Origin of the sequence: Ignisphaera sp., from assembly GCA_038735125.1 — an archaeon.
Classification (GTDB): Archaea; Thermoproteota; Thermoprotei_A; order Sulfolobales; family Ignisphaeraceae; genus Ignisphaera.
In genome coordinates this window covers 114,913-136,904 of sequence record JAVYNU010000002.1, presented here as the reverse complement: position 1 = coordinate 136,904, position 21,992 = coordinate 114,913, and the positions used below count along the sequence as shown (strand labels likewise).

Annotated in this window: 22 protein-coding genes; 7 read left to right on the top strand and 15 right to left on the bottom strand. The window is 41.5% G+C overall.

The window, feature by feature from the left end; all coding sequences use genetic code 11:
• Positions 1-38 precede the first annotated feature (38 nt).
• Positions 39-458 (top strand): hypothetical protein, encoded by a 420-nt coding sequence (locus tag QW284_03950; GenBank protein ID MEM0338820.1) that lies wholly within the window; start codon positions 39-41, stop codon positions 456-458.
• 30 nt (positions 459-488) lie between these two features.
• Here QW284_03950 and QW284_03945 read toward each other — a convergent pair whose 3' ends face one another.
• Both QW284_03945 and QW284_03940 read right to left on the bottom strand, forming a co-directional pair.
• Positions 489-881, bottom strand: a complete 393-nt coding sequence (locus QW284_03945) for a transcriptional regulator (protein MEM0338819.1) — start codon at positions 879-881, stop codon at positions 489-491.
• On the bottom strand, positions 881-2,206 hold the full coding sequence (locus QW284_03940; GenBank protein ID MEM0338818.1) for a DUF438 domain-containing protein: 1,326 nt from the start codon (positions 2,204-2,206) through the stop codon (positions 881-883). Before QW284_03940 ends, QW284_03945 begins: the two co-directional genes overlap by 1 nt.
• A 236-nt stretch (positions 2,207-2,442) precedes the next feature.
• Between QW284_03940 and QW284_03935 the strand changes: the two genes are divergently transcribed.
• A complete protein-coding gene (locus QW284_03935; protein ID MEM0338817.1) occupies positions 2,443-2,778 on the top strand; it encodes a rubredoxin in 336 nt (111 codons plus the stop codon).
• A 60-nt stretch (positions 2,779-2,838) separates the two neighbouring features.
• Here QW284_03935 and QW284_03930 read toward each other — a convergent pair whose 3' ends face one another.
• Both QW284_03930 and QW284_03925 read right to left on the bottom strand, forming a co-directional pair.
• Positions 2,839-3,702, bottom strand: coding sequence for an SPFH domain-containing protein (locus QW284_03930; GenBank protein ID MEM0338816.1), 864 nt, complete (start codon positions 3,700-3,702; stop codon positions 2,839-2,841).
• Between the two features lie 47 nt (positions 3,703-3,749).
• Entirely contained in the window at positions 3,750-4,982 is a 1,233-nt protein-coding gene (locus QW284_03925; protein MEM0338815.1) for an NfeD family protein, read from the bottom strand.
• Positions 4,983-5,274: 292 nt separating this feature from the next.
• On the opposite strand from QW284_03925, the gene QW284_03920 reads away from it, so the two are divergent.
• Positions 5,275-6,552: a hypothetical protein gene (locus QW284_03920; GenBank protein MEM0338814.1), complete on the top strand. Its 1,278-nt coding sequence runs from the start codon at positions 5,275-5,277 to the stop codon at positions 6,550-6,552.
• A 167-nt stretch (positions 6,553-6,719) separates the two neighbouring features.
• Here the strand turns inward: QW284_03920 and QW284_03915 are convergent, their stop codons facing one another.
• From QW284_03915 to QW284_03905, 3 genes are all read right to left on the bottom strand, one after another.
• On the bottom strand, positions 6,720-7,934 hold the full coding sequence (locus QW284_03915; GenBank protein MEM0338813.1) for a hypothetical protein: 1,215 nt from the start codon (positions 7,932-7,934) through the stop codon (positions 6,720-6,722).
• Between the two features lie 64 nt (positions 7,935-7,998).
• On the bottom strand, positions 7,999-8,250 hold the full coding sequence (locus QW284_03910) for a hypothetical protein (protein ID MEM0338812.1): 252 nt from the start codon (positions 8,248-8,250) through the stop codon (positions 7,999-8,001).
• 238 nt (positions 8,251-8,488) lie between these two features.
• Complete coding sequence (locus QW284_03905; protein ID MEM0338811.1) at positions 8,489-9,385, bottom strand: hypothetical protein; 897 nt, start codon at positions 9,383-9,385, stop codon at positions 8,489-8,491.
• A 556-nt stretch (positions 9,386-9,941) separates the two neighbouring features.
• Here QW284_03905 and QW284_03900 point away from each other — a divergent pair.
• Positions 9,942-10,667, top strand: coding sequence for a pyridoxal-phosphate dependent enzyme (locus tag QW284_03900; GenBank protein MEM0338810.1), 726 nt, complete (start codon positions 9,942-9,944; stop codon positions 10,665-10,667).
• A complete protein-coding gene (locus QW284_03895; GenBank protein MEM0338809.1) occupies positions 10,664-11,005 on the top strand; it encodes a pyridoxal-phosphate dependent enzyme in 342 nt (113 codons plus the stop codon). The genes QW284_03900 and QW284_03895 overlap by 4 nt, the downstream gene beginning before the upstream one ends.
• Before the next feature lie 133 nt (positions 11,006-11,138).
• Here QW284_03895 and QW284_03890 read toward each other — a convergent pair whose 3' ends face one another.
• Genes QW284_03890 through QW284_03880 form a run of 3 tightly spaced genes read right to left on the bottom strand, consistent with a single transcriptional unit; the run spans position 11,139 to position 13,337 of the window.
• Positions 11,139-11,828, bottom strand: coding sequence for a SagB/ThcOx family dehydrogenase (locus QW284_03890; GenBank protein ID MEM0338808.1), 690 nt, complete (start codon positions 11,826-11,828; stop codon positions 11,139-11,141).
• Entirely contained in the window at positions 11,825-12,553 is a 729-nt protein-coding gene (locus QW284_03885; GenBank protein MEM0338807.1) for a cyclophilin-like family protein, read from the bottom strand. The genes QW284_03890 and QW284_03885 overlap by 4 nt, the downstream gene beginning before the upstream one ends.
• A 58-nt stretch (positions 12,554-12,611) precedes the next feature.
• Entirely contained in the window at positions 12,612-13,337 is a 726-nt protein-coding gene (locus QW284_03880) for a hypothetical protein (protein ID MEM0338806.1), read from the bottom strand.
• A gap of 107 nt (positions 13,338-13,444) precedes the next feature.
• Here QW284_03880 and QW284_03875 point away from each other — a divergent pair, with 107 nt between their 5' ends.
• Positions 13,445-15,394 (top strand): glycoside hydrolase family 42, encoded by a 1,950-nt coding sequence (locus QW284_03875; protein MEM0338805.1) that lies wholly within the window; start codon positions 13,445-13,447, stop codon positions 15,392-15,394.
• Positions 15,395-15,397: 3 nt separating this feature from the next.
• Here QW284_03875 and QW284_03870 read toward each other — a convergent pair whose 3' ends face one another.
• From QW284_03870 to QW284_03860, 3 genes are all read right to left on the bottom strand, one after another.
• Positions 15,398-16,228: an aldo/keto reductase gene (locus QW284_03870; protein ID MEM0338804.1), complete on the bottom strand. Its 831-nt coding sequence runs from the start codon at positions 16,226-16,228 to the stop codon at positions 15,398-15,400.
• Between the two features lie 98 nt (positions 16,229-16,326).
• On the bottom strand, positions 16,327-17,055 hold the full coding sequence (locus tag QW284_03865; protein MEM0338803.1) for an ABC transporter ATP-binding protein: 729 nt from the start codon (positions 17,053-17,055) through the stop codon (positions 16,327-16,329).
• A gap of 2 nt (positions 17,056-17,057) precedes the next feature.
• Entirely contained in the window at positions 17,058-18,533 is a 1,476-nt protein-coding gene (locus QW284_03860; GenBank protein ID MEM0338802.1) for an ABC transporter permease subunit, read from the bottom strand.
• Between the two features lie 96 nt (positions 18,534-18,629).
• Here QW284_03860 and QW284_03855 point away from each other — a divergent pair, with 96 nt between their 5' ends.
• Positions 18,630-19,127 (top strand): AAA-associated domain-containing protein, encoded by a 498-nt coding sequence (locus tag QW284_03855; GenBank protein ID MEM0338801.1) that lies wholly within the window; start codon positions 18,630-18,632, stop codon positions 19,125-19,127.
• A gap of 70 nt (positions 19,128-19,197) precedes the next feature.
• Here QW284_03855 and QW284_03850 read toward each other — a convergent pair whose 3' ends face one another.
• Positions 19,198-20,538: a TldD/PmbA family protein gene (locus QW284_03850; protein ID MEM0338800.1), complete on the bottom strand. Its 1,341-nt coding sequence runs from the start codon at positions 20,536-20,538 to the stop codon at positions 19,198-19,200.
• Positions 20,538-21,968, bottom strand: a complete 1,431-nt coding sequence (locus tag QW284_03845) for a TldD/PmbA family protein (protein MEM0338799.1) — start codon at positions 21,966-21,968, stop codon at positions 20,538-20,540. The genes QW284_03850 and QW284_03845 overlap by 1 nt, the downstream gene beginning before the upstream one ends.
• Between the last annotated feature and the right edge of the window lie 24 nt (positions 21,969-21,992).

The following is a 21,992-nucleotide window of genomic DNA, read 5'->3' as shown; positions in this document are numbered from 1 at the left end:
GAAGAGCGACCTCTGTTGTAGAGGATATGCTGAATGGCATGGGCTTCAGCCAATACTTCCCAGCGGCATGGGAATACAACGTGGTGGAAAAAGGCTTTGTCAACAGCTATGAGCACCTCATATTCTCTGTTAGGGTAACAGGTGTTATAGATGGTAGGCGTAGCTATGGCCACCCCATTCTAGTTAAAGCAGGGGATTACGATCCATACACAATATACAAACTATTTGACACATCGAGATATCCACACATACTTGTAGAGCTCGGTGAAAAGAGAGAGGGAGACTACCTGATAGCGATAAGAATTGTTAAGACAGAGAACTTTATTGTGGCTGAGGTTCCCAGGGTAGATATAGGCTACCTAAAGAAGGTGGCTGAAAAGCTTCTTGAGATCGACAAGGTCAGGGCCATGGCTTTTGATGTGACTCCAAAGCCTCCGGCAACAATAGGGTATGAGTAGTGTTTAAATGGAGTGGATAAATCTCAAAAACTATATGTTGACTTTGTATAGAGATGGGCATATATTACACTTTGTAATGTCTATCGATGGCTCTATCTCCTTATGTTTTTTGCATAGATATTTCCTAGCCATGAAAGCCATTACAATTCTATCCAACTCTCTCACAACATCGTATTCACTCATATGATTTTCGATAATCCTGTTCGCCAAACCCTCTACAAGCTTCACAATATCTGCATATTCATCTATATTGATGTAGCTTCCCCTCTCCCCACTTAAATATCGTGTTACTAGAGATTGTGATATGCTCAACTTCCTAGCTATCTCCACACCCATTAAACCCTTTTTCGCAAGCTCTAAAACGAGTCTTCTTTTTATTGCTGGGACAACATATTTTGATGCTAGCTCGTATGTGGATCTCATTATAGAACCACTATCTTCTTCTTTATCTCCTCAACATTGTTTATAACGTCTGTAAAGTCTTCGACTATCTCGAGAGTTCCTAGATACTCTCCCCTATCATTTTTGACAGCGACTATAAGTACTCTCAATATCCTGTCTCCTTGTCTAGTCCAAAACTCTCTATACTCTGCTTTGCCGGCTTTCAGCTCATCCACGGTTTCCCTAACCAACTTCTCTAGTCTTGGTGGGTGGCAAAACTCTATTCTTCTACCAAGAATGGTCTCAGTTCTTATGAACCCCTTCAACAGTTTGCTTTCATTGAATAGTGTTACCCTATCATTTTTATCCGCATATGTTATTTCGATTGGAATTGATTTGAGTAGCGCCTTAATCTCCTCAACATTTAGATACCCCGTACCCAGATCTATATCGTTCTCCTCTACAATATTGTAATCATCTGGCTTCAAACCCATTTTAGCGACAACATCCTTGAACTCCTGTGGGAGCTTCTCAAGTTGCTGTGGCTCTACAACAGGCTTTAGCTCATGTGGCAAAACCGGTTTTGAGCCAGGCTTCCAAACACCGTCTTTCGCCTCGACTATCCACCCAATCCTATTAGCAATCTCGTATATAGCAGCCCACTCACCCTCTGTGAATAGCACCCACACAGCTGGGAACAGGATCTTGTTTTCTCTAAACACAAGCTCTCCAATCTCTCTAGCAATCTCCATTCCAAGCTCTCCAACAGCTCTGACATCCTCTAGTGATCTGCTGTTCCGAGCCTTTGTGGCAAGATCAAACAACTTTCTGAGCTTTACGATAATCTGGTCTTCTCTACCCCACAAAACTCTTGGAACTGCTATGATCCCCCTTCTCTCAAGATATGGAAATATGAGCATCTGCACCTTTCTATAGTGGCTTCTTAAAGCCCTTAGATTACTAGCTAAGTCCATTAGTATTGAGAGTTGCCTCAAAGCCTCGTCAGCATCCCTAGCCCTTAAGAGTATGGAGGACTGGAGGCCAAGAGCCTCAGCCTGCTTCAATATCCACTCATTCTCTCTCATGAGCAGGTCTACAGGATGGCCCTTTGGAACGTCTGAGAGCTCTCTACTGGCAAGATACTCTCTAAACAGCTCTACATGCAGATCACAGAGCTTTAGAATATCGTTAATTGATATGCCCTCGCCAACAAGTTGCTGCTCTATCAAAGGAATTTCAAATGGGGATATCTGCTTAAGTATATCTCCAAACCTCTTCTTGAGCTCCTCTACACTCTCTCCTCTGTGAATAGCCTTCAACATGTTTTTAACTAGCTCTGCCTTTTTATTCATATCCAAACTTGACATGTGTCAAGCACCGATTAGAATAGATGGCTGGAGAGCAATATAAGAATAGCGATAGTGAATCGCAATGAAAAACCCATAAAGAGTTTTACATCGTCACATCATTTTTACACAACATCGCAAGTCGTTTATAAAGCCCTTACAGTTGTATGTTTACATCTATGCTCTAAGACAAGGATCTTTTCAAAAGGAAAATCTATATATAGGTCGCCTTTGCCATAGTATATACGGGGTCTTGCATGCCCCTCTGGAAATGCCAGGTGTGTGGATTTGTATATGAGGGTCCAGAGCCCCCTGAGAAATGTCCTAAGTGTGGCGCCCCCAAAGAACAGTTCAAACAGCTTTCACCACAAGAAGAGCAGCTTGTTCTAAGGTCTAGAAAGACTAACTATCTCCACATGAAGGCTCTATCACTATTAAGAGAGCTTCAGGCTGTTGCTGAAGAGATTATCCAAGATAATCTGGATCCACCATGTGTTAAGATAGCAAATGAGGAGAAGGAGTTCGCTTTAACGATGATTCAGAAGATTATGGCTGAGCTTGAAACCCATATGAAGAAGGGCAAGTGGGGCTAAACCCAATAGAATGCCATGTTTAAAAATGATTTGATTTAATAAAAAATGTTTTTTATAGCCTCATTCTCTTTGCTCGCCTCTGCCAACCATCTTTGTTAGTGCTGTTAGCAGCTCTAGTGGAATGACTATCTTCGTAGATGGTGCTTCTGCTATCGATTTGAGCGCCTCTAGATACTGAAGCAGAATGGCGTTTGGCCCTAGCTTCGCCGCCGCCTCGTTTATCAGCTCAAGTGCCTTCGCCCTTCCCTCTGCCACAAGTATCTGGTACTGTTTCTCTCCCTCACCCTTCTTTATCATTGCCTCTCTCTGGCCCTCAGCCTCTAGAATAGCCGCTGTTCTCTTGCCATCGGCCTCAGCTATCATAGCCCTCCTATTTCTTTCAGCCGCCATCTGCTTTATCATCGCCTCTTGAACCTCCTTTGGCGGTTTAATCTCTTTTATCTCAACTGATGTTACTTTTATCCCCCATCTATCTGTGACCTCATCTAGCCTAGCCCTAAGAGTAGAGTTTATGTACTCTCTTTTTGCAAGCACATCATCTAAAAGCATATCGCCTATTATAGCCCTTAGAGTGGTTATTGCTATACCTGTAGCCGCATTAACATAGTTTTGAACTGCTGTAACTGCTTTTATAGGATCGAATATCTTCATATAGACAAGCAGATCAACATCTACTGGCGCATTATCCTTTGTTATGCATGTCTGTGGAGGGATATCAATTACAAACTCCCTCAAGTCGATTGTTACACCAGTGTCTATTATGGGTATCAAAAAGACTATTCCAGGCCCCTTAACACCAACAAGTTTACCAAGCCTAAACACAACCAATCTTCTATACTCTGGCACAACCTTTATCCTTGGAACCACAATTGCTAGTATAATTATCAAAAACAGTATTAGTAGAAAGATTGAGACCACATCCATATCTGCCACCAAAACACATAGTTTTTGGCTGTAAAATAAATGCTTTTCTAATCAATTTTCTCGACATATAGCTTTAGACCATCGACCCTAACTACCCTCACTCTAGAGCCTGCTGGTATAGCCCCCCTAACAGAGTATGCTGTCCAATCCTCGCCAAGTACATAGACAACGCCAGGGCTTGTTTCACCAATATCTGTTTTGGCGATGCCTATAGAGGATAGAAGCTGTTGCTCCAAAGATGGTCTTCTTCTCCTAGCGGTTTCAACAGCTTTATACGCTGCAAAAACCATTATAGATGATATTGTTGCCAAGCCTCCAATAACTATGTAGACAGCTTGGGTAAGCAGCTGTGGGGGTGTTAGATAGATCTGGTAGGCAGCTCCAATAACGAGTAGTGCTATACCACTAACCCCGAATAAGCCGAACCCAGGTGTGAACATCTCTACTGCTAATAGTGTAGCCCCTGAAACAGCTATTATCAATGCAAATATGTCTGGGGGTATAATATTCATTGAGTAGAGAGATAGGGAAATAAGTATTGCGCCAGCTACTGCATATCCCTGGAAACCAGCTGTCAGAATCTCAGCCACAACCAAAATAGCTCCAGAGACTAGAAGAATCATAGACACTATTGGCAGTGAAAATACAGAGACTAGCCTATCCCATAAACCAGGTCTAAACACACCCGAGACAGAGACTCCAATAGCTTTTTCAACCTCCTCTAGAGAGTCAGCTCTTCTAGCAAAACCAATCGATATAGCCTCATCAGCTGTTAGAGTCTTTCCCTCTCTAACCATAGACTCTGCAACCATAACAAGAGTCGCATTGTTGCCGAAGAGCCTCTGAGCCAAAGACCTGAACCTGGCAGCTACATACTCAACTGTTTTCTTGTCAGATGGCTGGGGAATAGCATCGCCAATAACAGAGCCAGAGCCCATGAAAATACCTCTGCAAGCCAATGCAACCATAGATGCAGCTGAGACAGCATATCCACCTGGGGGGACCCACGCATAGCAAGTTATGTTTCTCTCAACAATTGTATTAACAATCTCGTCAGCAACAGATAGATACCCACCATAGCTATTGATACCCAGAATAACAACCCTATCACCAGCATCCCTAAAAACCCTCTGAAGAAAAGTCAATGCACCACCATCTACATTCATAGCCAGATCAACAAAAACAGCATTAGAATCCCCAGCAAACGCTATAGAGACTAAAGAGGCTAGATAACCTAAAACAACCAAAACAGCTATTACAAAAACCCTTGAAACAGCCATAGCATACACCCTAAATCATTTCGACTCCATTTATCGAGCTACACTATTTACTTTATCAATCTGTTCTCACAAAACAAAAACTTATAATACTTTATGGTGTACACTATGTTGGATCGAGCATAAAACTTTATGGCTATGAGAACAGCGAAAATTAATTTGCAATCCAATGTAGAATGATAATAAATGATTATAAATTATTGAACTGAGTATTACTGGTACACTCTATAAACATTGTTTTCCACCGTTAAAAAAAAAGCTTGCTCAGCTATACATTATATTATGAGGTGAGCAGATGGCTCTTACCACAATCTTTCGTGGGCATAGAACACTGGTTGTGTCAGCCCTTGTAGCTACCGTAGCAATAATAATACATGGTGTTGCGCCTGGATATTTCGCGATAAACAGTATTGATGTTATGAATAGTTTTAGCTCCTCATTGCAGAGTATCGGAGGATTTCTGAAGAACTCTATAAGAGACTTTATAGGGAATTTGTTTAGTTGCGCCACTTGTACATATGATCATAAGGATTGTATTATTATACCTGGTAAGTATTGTAACGGGACTGGTGTGTTCTCCAGGGAGATGATGATCTATGGTGGAACCAATGGTTCGTGGATCGACAGGATCTATTTAAGAACATCCATAGTTCCTGTCCCAAACAACTATGCCTATGCTATTGCGCATTCCCTTAGGCAGAGAGTTGGCATTAGCGTCAATATTGATGAGCAGCATCTATACACAATAATATTGAGGATAATTAGGCATACACCTGTTAAGGAGAGATGCAGTAGCGAGGAATGTGTTAAGATTTATAGGGTTCCAAGCGATGAGGCAATAGCATTTCTGGTTCTTAAAAATGGTAGCGGTATATCGATATATGTTGCCAAATTCAATGGCAGTAGGGTTGTCAGCATCTCTGCAGCTAGATACCTTGTTTATAGTCGAGAAATTGTTCTAGAGAATAGGCGGAGCATTAGGGATGAAGTGAAATCAAGGCTCAACATCACAGAAAACGATATTGAGAGGCTTGGCATCCCCACAGAGGTTGTAGAGAAGCTTATTGTCTATCGCTATAAACTTGATTTGAATAGTCTTGGCAAAGAATATACAACTATCGATGGCATCAACATTGATCCCGCAATGGCCCCGGGACCAGTTCTATATGAGCTAAGGTCCCAGATAGCAACAGGCTCCATAGTCTATGCCGAGACCATACTCAGAATAGAAACTTATTGGTCTCCAGTAATAGGGGTGATAGTATCGGCTATAGACAGAAGTGAATGCAAATCCTATACCCCAACAATGCTTGTATCTGACTGTTATCACAAAGTATATCTAACTGCATCGACAGTTGAAGGAGAGGCTTATGGAAAATATGTGCTTATTGTAGGCATACTCCCACCGATATACATAACCTACTGTGCTGGGGCAAAAATGGCTGTAAATAGAACAACTGGGCTACCTATTGTTGGCAATACACGTGTTTGTTGGTGGCTTGGCTCACCGCCACCAAGTCCGAGGGGATCCACCGGGTGTAAAGATATGTGCCCAGTTTGTATATATGGGTAAAGCCTGTCATAGGCAATGCAACAACTCTTTCCAAAGGATTCCAAAATCAGGGAAGGGTAATGTGTTTTCGAAACATTTTATGTGTCTAGCTGAAAGATTCTGACCTCTCTGTTTTTTAATTGGGGTAGGGGCAGCAATGCTAAAAGCAATGTTTTTTGTGTTTGGAGCTATTTGCTTCTTTTCTTTATTAAAATGTTTATTGCTATAGCTATTACCGCTGCTATTATTGAGAATATTGCTGAGAGGAGAGCTGTTGTAATGAATGAGCCTGTTAAGTCCCTGGCTAAACCTCCTATTAGTGGACCAGCTATGGATGCTGCCATTACAACTGATGTTTGTATACCCAGTAGTTTCCCCATGTTGTTTTGTCCAAACAGCTTTGGTATTAGAAGCATATGTGCAACTGGTTCTCCGCCAAATGCTAGAAATCTCAGCCAAATCATTGAAACTACCGCCTCTATGCTATGTTTGGTAAAGCTTATCGCTAAAAACATTGATGCTGCTTCTACAGCGTATAGCAGTGGGAGAGTCTCTAAAACACCTAGGCGCATAGCTATAAACCCCCATGCAAAGGCTCCTACACTTTGCAGCACACCCGATACGCTCATGACCATTGGTACATAGCTTCTAGATATAGTAGTGCTATCCATGCCCAGGTTCTTGCAGAAATCTGTTGTTATAGGTGCTAGGAACTGGAGGAGTATAGTGGATGACATAGCTATGAAGAATATTGGAGCAAGTAAGAATATGAATGTTGCCGGGATTTTTGCAAAGGTTGTCGAAGACCCTTTTACAGAATCTCTATATAGGCTTTGTCTAGAGTATATAATGCCGCAAACAATCATTGCTATAAACGATACTATTGATAGAGCAAGAAATACTTCAAACACGTCAAACACCTCTATCATTGCAGATATTATAGGAGACCACATAGTCAGAGCTAGATAGCTAGCGCTTTGGGCAATAGCCAAGGCAATGGCAGGTTTGTCAGAGAATGACATTAGCAGAGCGGGATTAACGCTCAACACTAGAGCTGTTGCGCCAAGGCCAGCCACAACATTTCCCGCATACCACATCCACATAGATAAACCCCATGAGAAAAACTTCATGGGGTAAAATACAAAGGCTGATAGAAGCTGTGTTAAAGCACCTATGTAAATAACAACCGAGGGCCCCCTCCTATCGTATAGACCACCAAGAAGATAAGATGAGAACACAGATGCCACACCCGATAGCATAGGACCTAGGGACAGCAGTGTAACAGCGCCAATGCTATAGTAGCTCATTAGATGTGAATAGAATATCGAGATATTCATTCTCCAACTAGATACGAGAATAGCTATTAAACCAGCCAACATGAGAACCAATCTCTTGCCGTTCATTGGCACCCCCTTTACATGCACATTTTGCATAGAAAGGGTTTTTAATATTTAGACTAATTATTTGTTATCTCCCATGTTTTCTAGCTATAGCAACTACAGCATTTTTGTCAAAGTACACTAACTCTACTACTGTGAAGCCCTCTCTAGATAGGAAAAAGCGAAGAAGATTCACAGGTATGTCGCTTGCATTGAATATGATTCTGATCTCCTCGACCTCCTCTCTAGAAATACTACGCAAGCTATTTACTAAAACAGCTATGGGATGCGAATTGCAAGAGCTTGGCACACCCCTCAAATCTATTTCCTTGGTTCTCAACCTCCTCACCACACCATGGCAGACCCCACCATCGAAACCCAGGAGTTAACACTATTACATAGATATTTGTTGAGGAAACAAAAGTTTTTGCCTTGTTTGCGAAAAAAGCTTTTGATGATGAGTGCACGTCAGGTTGAGTGATGATTGAACAGTCGTGTGCTGAGCAAGGTAATTTCAGTTTTTTGCATAGACATGAGGTTTAAGAGCTGTGGAAAATTCCTTGGTGTTGTATAGTGGGCTAAGTTGCTTTTCTAAAGATTTTGAATCCGTTGGTGTAGCACCATAGAAGCAGTGCTATAGCTATGATTATGCCTCCCACCAACGCATATATAATACTCATGGTGTTCTGAGGAACCTTTTCCAGTGTTGCTGTAGAGAGGATTGTTGTTAAAACAGTTTCTTGGGATGACACAGTTTTTGTTGTAGTAACTGTCGCAAATTGTGTAGCTGTTTGCTGTGATGGGGCTTGAACAGTTTCTCTCTGTGTTAAGGTAATTAAGCTGATGTAGGTTGATACTTGCTGCACTGTTGTTGGTGTAATACGCTCCACAGTAACTGTTGTTGGTTGTAAAAGAAGAGCCCACACTGTTGATGTTGTTGTGGTGGGGGATAGCTGTGTGAGGGTTACTGTTGATAGAAGTGTTGTTGTCGCTGTAATTGTTGTAGTTGGTATAAGGACTTGGGGTGTAGTGGCATTTAAGCCGCTAACCCTCTCTAGGCTTATGCTCACATATGCCTCATAAGATATGAGATTCATTAGTATAATGGTATAGTTGCCGCCCGCCATAGTCTTAATAGAGAATGTTGTTTGCTGCCTAGTTGCATTAATTCTAAAAATGGCCACAGGATAATTCTGCGGATCCAAAACAATTCCAGCTACATCTATACAAAAATCGACTGTACATGTAGCTCTACTCTTTATTGTGCCAACCACACTATCTAGTGGATTTAGCCTAATCTGAAACCTTACAAAAGACTTTGGCGGTATAAAAACATAGTCATTGGAATATATGACCTGGCCATACAGACTCTGAATTGATGCATGCAATGCAATTCCTATAAGAACAATCAGTACCACTAGACTACATTGTTTCCCAACCCTTTCAACTAACTGAAAGATATTCACAGCCTGCATATCTTCCCTCCAGTATACGCAACCATGTAAACACATATATATAGTTTATCTCTTCTAGTCTAAAAACAGCAATAGAGATCGAAACATCTACACCAAGTGATGATAAGATCGCCGCTCTGATCAGTGATGATGGCCGAGTTCACTGACAACATATTCTCTACTAAGCCAAATAAGACACAGAAAGTTAGCATCGATTATATCAGCGCAATTCTCTCCTATCATCAATCAACAGCGGTGGAGGATCATCATCAAAATTTTGCATCAAAAACACAAAAAATATGTATATGTATAAAATGTTTATCAGTGCGTATAGCTGTTATCACAATTCAAATCGCGGCCTCTATCATCATCACATCTATACATGAATAAAAAATACTATTAAAAGCTTTTGATTATATTTCATCCATAGTGTGGAGCTGTAGTAACTATGACAGATGTGATGAGGGCTGTAGCCTCTGCTGATATGTGATGTTGCCCCTACCCCCTGATCAATCCTATGGCTACGCAAATCTTAAATTATGAAAAATATAGTGTATAATACTGTGTGTGATAGTGATTGGAGGCATCGTGGATTTGTAGGTCTTGTGGTTTTCGTGCTAACATATTTGATGGCTATTATTGGAGGTGCCCTGTTTGCGGATCCCCGATAGATATATCTTATGAGCCTGTCTATGAGTTTGGTGGTAGGGGTCTTGATAGGTTTCGTGGTTTGCTTCCTTTTACGCCTGATAGGTATAGGGGTGAGGGGGAGACAAAGCTTGTTGAGGAGACCATTGATGGTGTTAAGCTGTTGCTTAAGCTTGAGTATATGAATCCGAGTGGCAGTTTTAAGGATAGGGGATCAGCTCTATCCATCTACTATGCCTATAGAATGGGTTTTAGAAGAGTGGTGGAGGACTCGAGTGGAAACGCGGGTTTGTCGGTAGCTCTATACTCATTGGTCTACGGGCTAAAACCAACGATAATTATACCCAAAACTGTTTCTAGATCTAAGAGAGATCTGATTAGAGTTGTGGGAGGAGATGTTGTAGAGGTTGACACAAGGCGTGATGCCGCTCTCTACGCTGCTAAACTATCTTTGACAGGATTCTATGTTGCTCATACATGGAGTCCTCTATACATATACGGCTCAGCAACAATAGCATTTGAAGTGTATGAAGAGGTGGGCGAGCCCGATGCTGTAATAGCCCCAGCAGGTTCTGGGGGATTGTTGCTAGGCATTATAAAGGGTTTTGAAATTCTCAAAAAGCTTGGAAAGGGAAAAAGGTTCCCCGGCCCATAGCAGTCCAAGGCTACAGTGTTCAGCCAATATTCAAAGAGGTTAAAGGGTTCGAATCAGCTGGAGAGGAATCAACTCTAGCAGAGGGAATAATGGTTCAAAACCCACCAAGACTAAAAGAGGTGGCTAAAGCGATTAAAATGTATGATGGGGATGTAATACTAGTTGGAAACAGCGAAATAAGAAAAGCCCTTGAGAATCTAATTGACATGGGATTCTTAGTAGAACCAACATCTGCCACAGTATATGCAGCATTTGAGAAGATCAAAGAGAAGTTGAGAGGACTTAGGATACTTGTTCCACTTACCGGATCAGGACTGAAGATGGTTCAAGAACTATAGAAACATGATTAGGGCGGTCCAGCACCGAAAGCCCTCAGCACATTTTGATTGCATATTACACTATGGCTATAGGCCTTAACACAAAATATAATGATAAAAACAATTGAGAATATTGATGTAGAAATCTATACTTTTACGCAACCCCCTTTCTAACGCTTTCGATATATCTTGCTATGTCTGCAAACTCTGTTTTTCGCTGTGTTCTTGGTTTCCCAATAGGTATTATGTACATTGGTGTCTCGCCACTTTTCAGAGTTAATATCTCGGCAACTCTTCTATCATCAAATGCTCCTATAGCGACTGTTCCAAGGCCTAGGGTTGTTGCCATCAGATATATGTTTTGCCCTGCATGACCCACATCCATAGGCACATATCTTGTTCTACCCCTCTCGCCATAGAATCTAGTTGTTCTTTCAAAAACAGCTGTTATCACAATGTCTATGGGTGCTTCTCTAACCCATGGCTGATTCAAAGCCGCTTTTGATAGAGCCTCTCTATAGTCCCCATGCTTTATCAGTTCAATTGCATGTGCTCTATCGTTGTATTTGTATATTGCTGGTTCTAGGTATGTACTATTTGTTAAAACACTTTTCTCTCCGACGACAACATATATTTCTAGTGGGTATGTTGCTCCAGCGCTTGGAGATGATCTAAAACCGTGTTTGGGGTCTGTAACTCCATAGGCAGCCCACAAAAGCATTGAAAGCTGCTCAACTGTTATGGGATCAGGTGAAAACTCTCTAACACTTCTCCTCAAAAGAATAGCCTCCTCAACAGAAACGCTAGAAACCTTTTTAGGGAAAGGCAGTAGTATTATGGTCAAACTTGAGTCACCTCAAATTGTTTATAGATCTTCTCAAGCTCTTTCACAGCTACTTCAAGCTCATCAATGTTATTAATACCAGCTGTAATAACGATATCGTTATTCTCTGAAATATCTGGTCTTGCATACCTTGGTTTAAATAATTCAACAGTTCTTTTTATGAATAAGAGGTTTTGCACATTTGTAATGTCATTAGCATATTTTGCGATACCCTCACCCTCCAGATGCATGCCATATTCCTCAACATAAACATTGAACGAAATTCTGTTTCTGCCACTATATTTATATGCACTAACAATTTTTTCGCCGTTTCTCAATGGAGTTGCAACTCTATAACCCAAGTCTTGGAGTTTTTTCACAACGTCTTTGAATCTTTCATCAATTACATGCTCAAATACTTCAACGGGCCCACTCCAACCAGCAATTGTGTGCAGAGCATCCACCACAGCACCAATATGTATCACTGGTGTGTAGGGCTGTGAAAAGCCGTGGAACATGCATATAGCTTTTTGTGGTGGCCAATAGTATACACCTCCCCTCTTAACACGGTATACAAAATCTTTTTCGCTGAAATCTATTTTTATTGGCGATGGAAAGCATATCTCTTGTTTCCATGTAGTAGCCTCAGATTTAAATGGAATATAAGACTTTATACAATTGCTATGATTCTCAACATCTATCACAAGAGAGCTATTTGTATTCTTAAAAAGCACCTCTAAAAGCATATTTCTAGGCCTCTAAAAATTCTGTGCCCCTGATGTATAAGCAAAGCAGTTTTATTATCTACCTTTTCTTTTTCTTTGGGGCTGATATCTTAACCCTAGCTATTTCAGTAGATTTATATGCATCAAGTGCTACGAAGGTTATAATGGCTATTCCAAAGCCTATTAGAGCGGCCGCCACAAACATCCCTCTGGCGTCTACGCCACACACATATCTTATCTCTCTTTGGTTCCAGCTAGATGGTGACAAATCGAATTTTATCGATGGTGAGGATTCGAATGAGAGGGCTGAGATATTGAATGAAACAACCCTGAATTTAGACGATGCGTTGATCTCAATTGTGTAAACGCCTTTTGGCATTGAGGGTGGCGATAGGAAGAATTTGCTGTCTGAAACAGTCGATGTGTTGTACTGCAAGGGTATGTACAGCAACGTGGCATTTTTACTATCCCTCACTGTTATCGATCCTGTAACATTCTTCGACTCAGACACTATGTCGTATTTCACTAGAAATGGTGAGACAGCTGATGTATTCAAAGAGATTGTGTCTCTATATGTTTCGCCAGGGCTTAGCGTCACATTTGATATCTTTCCAAAAACTATTGTGACGTACTGTGTGTAGTTGCTGAGCAGAGATAAGACGCCTTCGAATTTGTTTGGTACTGAGACATATGTTGAACACGACTTTAAGTCGATACCGTAGTTAGATAGTATTAGCACCCATCCAATAACAAAGGCTAGGATCCCCGTGGCTATTAGGACAACAGCTACATCTCTACTCAACATAATGCGCCACCCAATCAATTTATCAATCTAGTAGGTATAGCAAGGGTTAAAGTATATATACTTTTTCCTTAGCCACAGTTTATCACGCAATAAAAAAGGGGCTAAAAATGTCTGTAGCAATAGATGATGGCATCATTTTAATTGATGGGGAATTCAAGTTTTTGCTAGGTGTTAACTATTGGCCCAGAAAATTGAATATTAGAATGTGGAGGGACTGGAATGAGGATGCGATTAAAGAGGATTTGAAGTTGATGAGATCTCTTGGTATCAGGGCTGTCAGATTCTTTATAAAGAACGAAGATTTTGCTGATGAAGATGCAAACGTTTTTCCAGATGCGCTGAGAAAGCTGGGGAGGTTTCTGGATCTGCTAAGAGAAAACGGCTTAATTGGCTTTCCAACTCTTATTGTGGGGCACATGAGTGGGAAGAACTGGGAGATTCCATGGCTAAAACCGGAGGAGATCTACACCTCTCACGGAATTGAAAAGACTATAAGATTTGTAGAGGCTATAGTCAAAAGCTTTTCTGACCATCCATCGATCAAGGGGTGGATTCTAAGCAACGAGCTTAGTCTTGTTAAAAGGGCTGAGAAGAGGGAAGAGGCTCTAGCACTTCTAAAACTCTTTTCCAGAACAGTCAAGGAATTGGCAAACAATGTTTTGGTCTCCTCTGGCGATGTGCCAGACAGCTATTTGCAGGAAACACCAAATGTCAAATCTATTGTAGACTATGTTGGACCCCATCTATATCTATACGACACCGATCCAGTCAGACATGGATATACCTATGGAGCTATGATAGAGCTTTTCTCAAATGACGGTACACTACCTGTGATACTAGAGGAGTTTGGTTTTAGCACACACCAATACTCAGAGGAGAGTCAGGCAAGATTCGTAAACGAGGTTCTATACACATCCCTAGCCCACAGAGCCTCAGGTGCTTTCATATGGTGCTTCTCAGATTTTATCCACGAGAGCGATCCGCCATATGAGTGGAGACCTCTTGAACTAGGCTTTGGCATAGTCAGAAAAGACGGTTCTCCAAAGCCTGTTGCAGAAGTTGTGAAGAGGTTTTCAGAGGAGCTAGAAACTATTGAGAAGCTCAAGATAAATACTGTGTTTAGGAGAAGACCCGAGGTATCAATTGTATCTCCGTTCTATCTCTTCAAAGACTATGAATTTGTGTGGTACAAAAATGCGCTGGGCTTTTGGAGGGTTATACAGCCAGTCATAGCCGCAAGCATAATAGCATCTTCTTGTGGGGTGGACAACACAATTGTGTTTGAACTAGACATAGACAGGGTTGTTAAAAACAAAAAGCTACTGATAATGCCGTCAACTATATTGGCCTTGTCCTCGACATGGAGAAAGCTTCTAGAATATGTAGATGGAGGTGGATCGCTATACACATCACTTGTAAAAGGATTTGGAGATTTCAAGGCTTCACACGAATCCGCAACACATCTGTGGACAGAGCTCATGGGAATCGAAAACATTCTTGAGGCTGGGTCATATGGCTTCGTATACTATGGCAAGATCTCTATAGAGTTTGTCAAGGATCTTGGAGAAATTAGAAAGGGAGAGAAAATCGATGTCAACATCCCAATACCGATATACACATATAGGTGTAGAGCCGTTGATGCAGAGGTTATAGCTGTTGATGGCAATGGAGAGCCTGTTATCTTCAGAGCTAGGAGAGGCAATGGCTATGCATATACATCGACAATACCGATAGAGCTTATAGAAGCTGTTTCAGTGCATATGGACTGGAGTGGGAGGATCCAGAGGCTATACAAATCAATTGCAGCAGAATCCAATGTGAGCATAGTCTACGAGTCTACATCTCCCGAGGTGGAGGTAAAGCCGTTCTACGGCAGTGGATCAGACATAGTCATAGCTGTAAACCACGGCGATAGCAAAACGGTTGAGATTCTGATTAGAAGAGAAGCTAAGAGCATATCGAAAATTGGGGGAGATGCAAAGATTGTTTCTGCCGAGGGTAGAAAGGCCATTGTTGAAATGCCGAAGAAATCAGCTATTGTCTTGCAAATCACATAACTTTTATCTGGATCCAAACACCCTGCTTATCTCAAGCCAGTCCTCCCTAGACAGTCTCCACCCCATTGCACCGGCATTCTCCTTGACATGCTCTATACTAGCAGCTTTTGGTATTGGGATAACGTTGTCTATGCATATAAGCCAGTTTAAAGCTACCTGCACTGCTGTCTTGCCATATTTCCTACCAATATTCTCTAGGTAGGCGTTTCTCGCGAGCTGGCCTCTTTCAAGTGGTGTGTAAGCCATGTACATAAGACCCTCTCGCTGTGCATATGGTATAACATCTTTTTCATCGTCTCTATGAAGCAAGCTGAAATGGTTTTGTACTGCAACAACATCGTATTTCTTTGTACATGACCTAGCCTCCTCTATTCCCCTCACAGAGAAGTTTGAAAGCCCATAGAATCTTATAACACCATCGTCAACAAGCTTCTCAAAAGCCTTTATAGTTTCGCATATTGGTGCAGCATCGCTTGGCCAGTGGAGGAGATATAGGTCTATGTATGTCCCCAGCCTCTTAGAGCTTGCCACAGCAGATTTCAGCACATTATCGTATGAGGCATTGGAGGGCCAAACCTTTGAAACTATGAAAAGCTCATCTCTTTTGAAACCCCTTATAGCTAGACCCACAATCTCCTCGGCATGTCCACCACCATACATTTCAGCAGTGTCTATAAGTGTCATACCAAGCTCTATACCCTTTCTCAAAGCCTCTACCCACTCCCTATCCATCGAATAGTCTGGCACCCAATAACCGCCGCCAATGCCCCATGTACCCATGCCCAACGAAGATACACAGCCAATTTTATTAAAGCATTTAACATCTTTAGCCATGGTCTACCACCAAAAAACTGTTATCCAAGCCCAGCTATGCACAATATGTAGAACTGTGCTTATCTCTTTAAAAAATCTAAGCCCTATGAGCTCTATCCTCAGCTCACATACTCATAGACTTGGTCTACAACATCTTGGAAACTCTTCGATCTTCTATCCCTAGGCCTTGGCAACTTAACCTCAATTATTTTAGTTATCTTCGCTGGTCTCGGCGTCAGTATCACTATCCTATCTGCCATGAGCACAGCCTCCTCAACATTGTGAGTGACCATAACTATGCTCTTAACTGTTGTTACCCCAGACAACCATAAGTCGAGTATCTCGGCCCTGAGAGCCTCAGCTGTTAGCGGATCTAGCTGCGAGAACGGCTCATCCATTAGAAGTATTGTGGGCTCAACAACAAGCGCTCTAGCAATGTTCACCCTCTGCCTCATGCCACCGCTAAGCTCATATGGATAGAAGTCCTCGAAGCCTTGGAGGCCAACTAGAGATAGATACTTCAGGGCCTTTTCCCTTGCAACTTTTTTATCGACGCCTTTTGCAATGAGAGGAAGAGCAACATTGTCTATGACTGTTAGCCAAGGCAACAGGGTAGGAGATTGAAAAACAAATCCATAGACAATATTTCCAATTGTTTTTATCTCACCATCATCAGCTTTTTCAACACCTGCTATAATTCTAAGTAGTGTCGATTTTCCACAGCCCGATGGGCCTAGAATTGCTATGAACTCCTCGCCAATGTCAAGTGTTATACCATCTAATACCCTGAGAACCTTACCTCCTTCGCCAAAGTTTTTAACGATGTTGATGAGGCTAACAAGAACCATGTCTATTCAACCACAAAAGATTTTTCAACGCGTTTAAAAACCTGTGACCAAACAGTCTTATTCAATAACACTATCATCAGAGCCCATAGAATGACTATATAGAGAACCCTGCCGTAGCTTCCTTCATACGCATATCTGCTCAGCAGAGAGCCTACACCACCAAGATCAATTACTGTGGTGCCACTCTCAAAATATTCTGCAACTATTGATGCATTCCACGCCCCACCCCAAGCACTCAAAGCGCCAGAGGCAATTGATGGTAAAAGCGATGGTATTAGAATGTATCTGAAGTAATTAAACCCTTTTATGCTATAGACTTTTGCCAGCTCTAGAACCTCTAACCTAATCTTTGGCACACCAAACAGTATAACATTGAAGAATTCATACCAAAGAGAACCCTGTAGAAAGACAATGAATGAGACTAGCCAAGGCATTTTCGCTGCTAATGGTGATAGAATAGGCCACCAGAGTATAGCTGGTATAGATGCCAAAATCTCGCCTACAATAGCTATCGATTTGCCCCAGCCTTTCACAAGAGAGAGATACGCCATGCCAACCGTTATTATAAGAGAAACTATTACGACCAGACCAACTCTAGCGAGAGAAATTAGGAAGTTTATTGCGAATTCCAATATGGGTAAAGAACTTTTTTGTAGGTAAATAGTAGCATTGATGTATAGAAAAGATAGGGCTAGGAATGGAACAATAACTATTGTACCGTGTCTGGTTATACCCTTCGACTCAAACTTTATTCCAATATGCATGATACTCTCCCAAATGATGGATACAAATTTATAAATATAGTAGAATGCTCTATGCCATGCTGGAAGAATGCGTTGCTGGATTACTAGATTTGTAGCTGGATTAAATATAAGTAAATAAGATGCCACAATAATCGCGAAAAGAATTGCAATAGCTGTGTAGAATCCTAGCATGTTCCCCCTATTGTAGAAGTCCATTATTAGAGAGCCTATGCCTAGAAGCTTGTACTCCTCAGAACCAGCCGATATGACCTCTGCTGATGTTAGGAAGAACCATCCCCCAGCCCATGAAATTATACTGTTAGCAGCTATAGCAGCTCTAGCTGCTGGCACATATATATATGCAACTCTAGAGAATGTTTTAAGACTGTATATACTAGCCATATAAAACACCTCAGGATCCAAGGATTTTATAGAGCTATAGACACCGAATATCATGTTCCATAGAAGACTGGTTGTTATTAGAAAGATTGCTGCAAGTTCTAGTCCAATGCTTCTAGGGAGGAAAGTCACAAACATCACAATTGCTATTGGGAAGAAGCCTAGTATTGGAATGGACTGGAGAATATCTAGAATAGGCATCAAAACCGCTTCTGCGATTCTTCTCCTAGCCATTAGAATGCCTAGTGAGATGGCAACTAGAAGAGACAGTATATATGCAGCAAGCATTCTTCCAAAACTCGCCAAAGATGCTAGGGCTAGGAGTACAGCATCCAACATCCCAACCTTTTTCAGTGCTCAGTCATTGTCATAGATATAACATAGATTTAAAAAGCTCTTTAGATAATTAAATTATTTAGGTGCTTATTGGAGGTGTCAAAAGAGGCAGATAGAAACTTTCGTCCCATTCCACGCGATGTGCTCCCAGACCACGTTATAGGGTTGGTAGAGGCATTGTATAGCCTGGGTGGCTCGGCAGACCCCATGCACATAGGCGATATTACCAGCGAGTCTATAGATGTTCTTCCAAAGGCTATAGATGTTGCAGAAGCGTTGAACCTGCTGAAATATGAGAACGGCTATCTACACATAACTGAACTTGGTAGAAAAGTTGCTGAGGCTAATGCCAAGAAGCTGAAGAAGATTCTTAGAGAAGCTGTTCTCGCAAACAAAATCGAGCCTCTCTACGAGATTTACATAACGTTAAAGAAGAGAAGGGCTATACCTATTGAAGAGTTTGAAAGTATAGTTGAAAAACATTACAGAAGGGTAAATAGAGATGTTATAAAAAATGTTCTTGTATGGGGCGCTTACCTAGAGCTCTTCAAAATGAGTGAAGATGATTCGCAAATAGTTTTAATACATGACTAGATCCGCTACATAAAAAATTTTATAAAAATTTTAGCTGTGTCTACGGCACATAAACCACAGTTTATATCGTTTATATCATATGCTTAGACGTATTTATGTTTCTTATAAGTACGAACGGTATCTTTGACGGTGTTGAAACCTCCCACCACTGGATCTTATACAATTCCTTCTCCATCATTTCAATATTGTTCAGTATATTCGGGAGTTTATCTGCTATCCTAATTTTTGTAACTGGCTTAACTATTCTACCATTCTCTATATAGAATATAGCATCTCTGGCAACTGTAGAGAATAATCCTTCAACATAGTTTTGAAGTCTTGTATACCAGTTATTTGTTATTAGAATACCCCTCCTAATCTCTGATATCATCTCATCTAGTGTTGTATTGCCAGGTCTCACAACTATGTTCCACGGTTCTGGGCTAATCCAACCAGCATTAGCTGTTGAGCTTGCCCCCAGCAATCTGGCTGTTTTTGTATTATGTAGAAATGTCTTTAGAATGCCATTCTCTATGATTGGCTTGTTAAATGTCTCTAGGGCCTCATCATCAAAGCTTCTGTAATTGGGTAGTTCCCTGTTTCTTGGCTCGTCCAAAACTGTTAGATGCTCTGATGCCACCTTATCCCCAGGCTTGTTCTTCATGAACATCGACCAGCCCATTACAACCGAGTATGCTGATGCCATTGAAACTATATATTCAAGTAGATTGCCAAAGACCATGGGGCTTAGAATAACATCGTAAACACCTGGCTCAATCACGCTTCTATTTCTAGACTCTACAGCGTATCTAGATGCTATAAAAGCCATTGTCTCAAGCTCTTTAGTGTCTAGAAACGTTGATGTGAAACACCACTGCCCACTTCCATCTGGTTCCGCAAATGCTCTAAGATAGCTTTGCAGAAACGTCTTTCTCTCCTCTAGCAATGCTCCCTTAGATGTTGCTAAAACAGTTTCTGTTTCACTCATTTGAAGCATTCCAGCGACGCTATCTATCTTCTTCTCTCTGTGGGCAACTTCTATAAACATTTCGGCGAGCTTGCCGATGTTGTCCATACCATCATGTATCCCCTTATCAAAGACCTCTTCACTATATGTAATCTTGGTTGGCTCAGGCAGGGGCGCATAGATAGATGATTCCTCTATCTTTCTAGACAATGTCAATAATGTTTCAACTGGTTTGTAGAGCTCTTCAAGACTTTTTGGCTCGAATCTGAGAACAAATATCCTCTTCTCCTTAGCTAGGTAAAGATCTACACCAACCCTCTTCCAGTTCTGAACCACGCTAACCTCGCTATTAGCTATTTTACTCATTATAGTATCTGTTATCATCGCTTTGACAGCTACGTCGTCAAAACCTTTTTTGCTAAGTTCATTTACAAGCTTGGCTATAAAATCAACATCTATTTTCATCATATTGCCACCCCAAGCCTAATATTCTTTAGCCTCACATCTGGTCCTCCAAACCATACTGGGACACCCTGCATAGGTTCACCCTTACCACATGTCCCAGCATAGAATCTAAGCTCTTTTCCAACAGCATCTATACTGCTATAAAAGGATTTTGTTGTAAGCTCTAAAACAGGGTTTCTAACAAGCTTTGTCAGCTCCCCATGCTCGATCAGATAAGCCTCTAAACCAACATATCTCTGGCTCCACCTCTCGTCGTCTATGTTCCACTCCATATAGCTTTTAATATATACCCCCAGCTTTACATCCTCTAAGAGCTCCTCGAATCTGTGGTCACCTGGTTTTAGATATGTGTTGGCCATTCTCACTATAGGCTCGCTTGTATAGTCCATGGCCCTGGCAGCTGCATTGCTTTCAACACCAAATATCTTCGCTGTCTCTCTATTATGCAGAAACTCGTTTATTAACCCCTCTTTATACAGATAGCGGGGTCTGGCAGCAACACCCTCGTCATCATATAGATAGTAGCCATAGCTACCAGGGATTGTAGGGTCATCAATTACAGTCGCATTCTCATTTCCTATCCTATAACCAATCATACTAGGTTTTATAAAGCTTCTCCCAGCCTGGGCAGCCTCTCTACCAAGTATCCTATCAGCCTCGCTTGGATGACCACAGCTCTCATGAACTATTAGAGCAACTATTTCACTGCCAACAACAACTGGCACACTATCTTTTGGAGGCTCTACAGCTGTTAGAAGTATCTCCTCAAGCTTTCTAGCCTCATCAGCAGCAGCCCCAACAACATTCCACTTCTCAAGCCATTCCAGGCCACCTGAAGCCCCTAAAGTCTCTAGCCTTTGGATATAGCCTTTTTGAGGGTGATGAGCCACGATGTTGTAGTATATGGATATTCTTGGAATAGAGCTCTCCACATAGGCTCCATCACTATTAACTACAACCTTCTTCTCAACCCACTCTGTATACGAAAGTGTTGCTACTGGAACCTTCGCCTCTTTAACAGAATTTGACGCTGAGTCCCAAAATAGCTTGTGTAGACTAATCTTCTCTTCAACATCAATATCAGAGAATTTCTTCACAGGATTCACAGAGTATTTAACTCTACCAAGTCTCGCCTCTGACAATTCAATAGGCTTTTTAACCGCATTCCTATGTGTTCTCGCCCTTGCAACAGCCTTTTGAACAACCTCTCTAATGCTGTCTCTACTCAAATTGTTTGTCGATGCAAATCCTAGAACACCATCAACCAAAACCCTTATTGCAATCCCTTCGCTTAACTCGCTATATGCAGATATTAGTGCTCCATTCCTAGAACTCATACCTTGCAACTCTACGCTATGATACCTAGCTTCAGCATATTTTGCCCCAGCCTCCTCAGCAACCTGCAAGGCATACAATAGCAAATCCTCCAAATTTCCTGCACCAGGTATAGGATT

What these genes read in the sequence shown, in the direction of transcription:
- QW284_03950 (MEM0338820.1), top strand. Translation starts at nt 39, where the DNA reads ATGGGCTTCAGCCAATACTTCCCAGCGGCATGGGAATACAACGTGGTG.
- QW284_03945 (MEM0338819.1), bottom strand. Translation starts at nt 881, where the DNA reads ATGAGATCCACATACGAGCTAGCATCAAAATATGTTGTCCCAGCAATA.
- QW284_03940 (MEM0338818.1), bottom strand. Translation starts at nt 2,206, where the DNA reads ATGTCAAGTTTGGATATGAATAAAAAGGCAGAGCTAGTTAAAAACATG.
- QW284_03935 (MEM0338817.1), top strand. Translation starts at nt 2,443, where the DNA reads ATGCCCCTCTGGAAATGCCAGGTGTGTGGATTTGTATATGAGGGTCCA.
- QW284_03930 (MEM0338816.1), bottom strand. Translation starts at nt 3,702, where the DNA reads ATGGATGTGGTCTCAATCTTTCTACTAATACTGTTTTTGATAATTATA.
- QW284_03925 (MEM0338815.1), bottom strand. Translation starts at nt 4,982, where the DNA reads ATGGCTGTTTCAAGGGTTTTTGTAATAGCTGTTTTGGTTGTTTTAGGT.
- QW284_03920 (MEM0338814.1), top strand. Translation starts at nt 5,275, where the DNA reads ATGGCTCTTACCACAATCTTTCGTGGGCATAGAACACTGGTTGTGTCA.
- QW284_03915 (MEM0338813.1), bottom strand. Translation starts at nt 7,934, where the DNA reads ATGAACGGCAAGAGATTGGTTCTCATGTTGGCTGGTTTAATAGCTATT.
- QW284_03905 (MEM0338811.1), bottom strand. Translation starts at nt 9,385, where the DNA reads ATGCAGGCTGTGAATATCTTTCAGTTAGTTGAAAGGGTTGGGAAACAA.
- QW284_03885 (MEM0338807.1), bottom strand. Translation starts at nt 12,553, where the DNA reads ATGCTTTTAGAGGTGCTTTTTAAGAATACAAATAGCTCTCTTGTGATA.
- QW284_03880 (MEM0338806.1), bottom strand. Translation starts at nt 13,337, where the DNA reads ATGTTGAGTAGAGATGTAGCTGTTGTCCTAATAGCCACGGGGATCCTA.
- QW284_03875 (MEM0338805.1), top strand. Translation starts at nt 13,445, where the DNA reads ATGTCTGTAGCAATAGATGATGGCATCATTTTAATTGATGGGGAATTC.
- QW284_03870 (MEM0338804.1), bottom strand. Translation starts at nt 16,228, where the DNA reads ATGGCTAAAGATGTTAAATGCTTTAATAAAATTGGCTGTGTATCTTCG.
- QW284_03865 (MEM0338803.1), bottom strand. Translation starts at nt 17,055, where the DNA reads ATGGTTCTTGTTAGCCTCATCAACATCGTTAAAAACTTTGGCGAAGGA.
- QW284_03850 (MEM0338800.1), bottom strand. Translation starts at nt 20,538, where the DNA reads ATGAAAATAGATGTTGATTTTATAGCCAAGCTTGTAAATGAACTTAGC.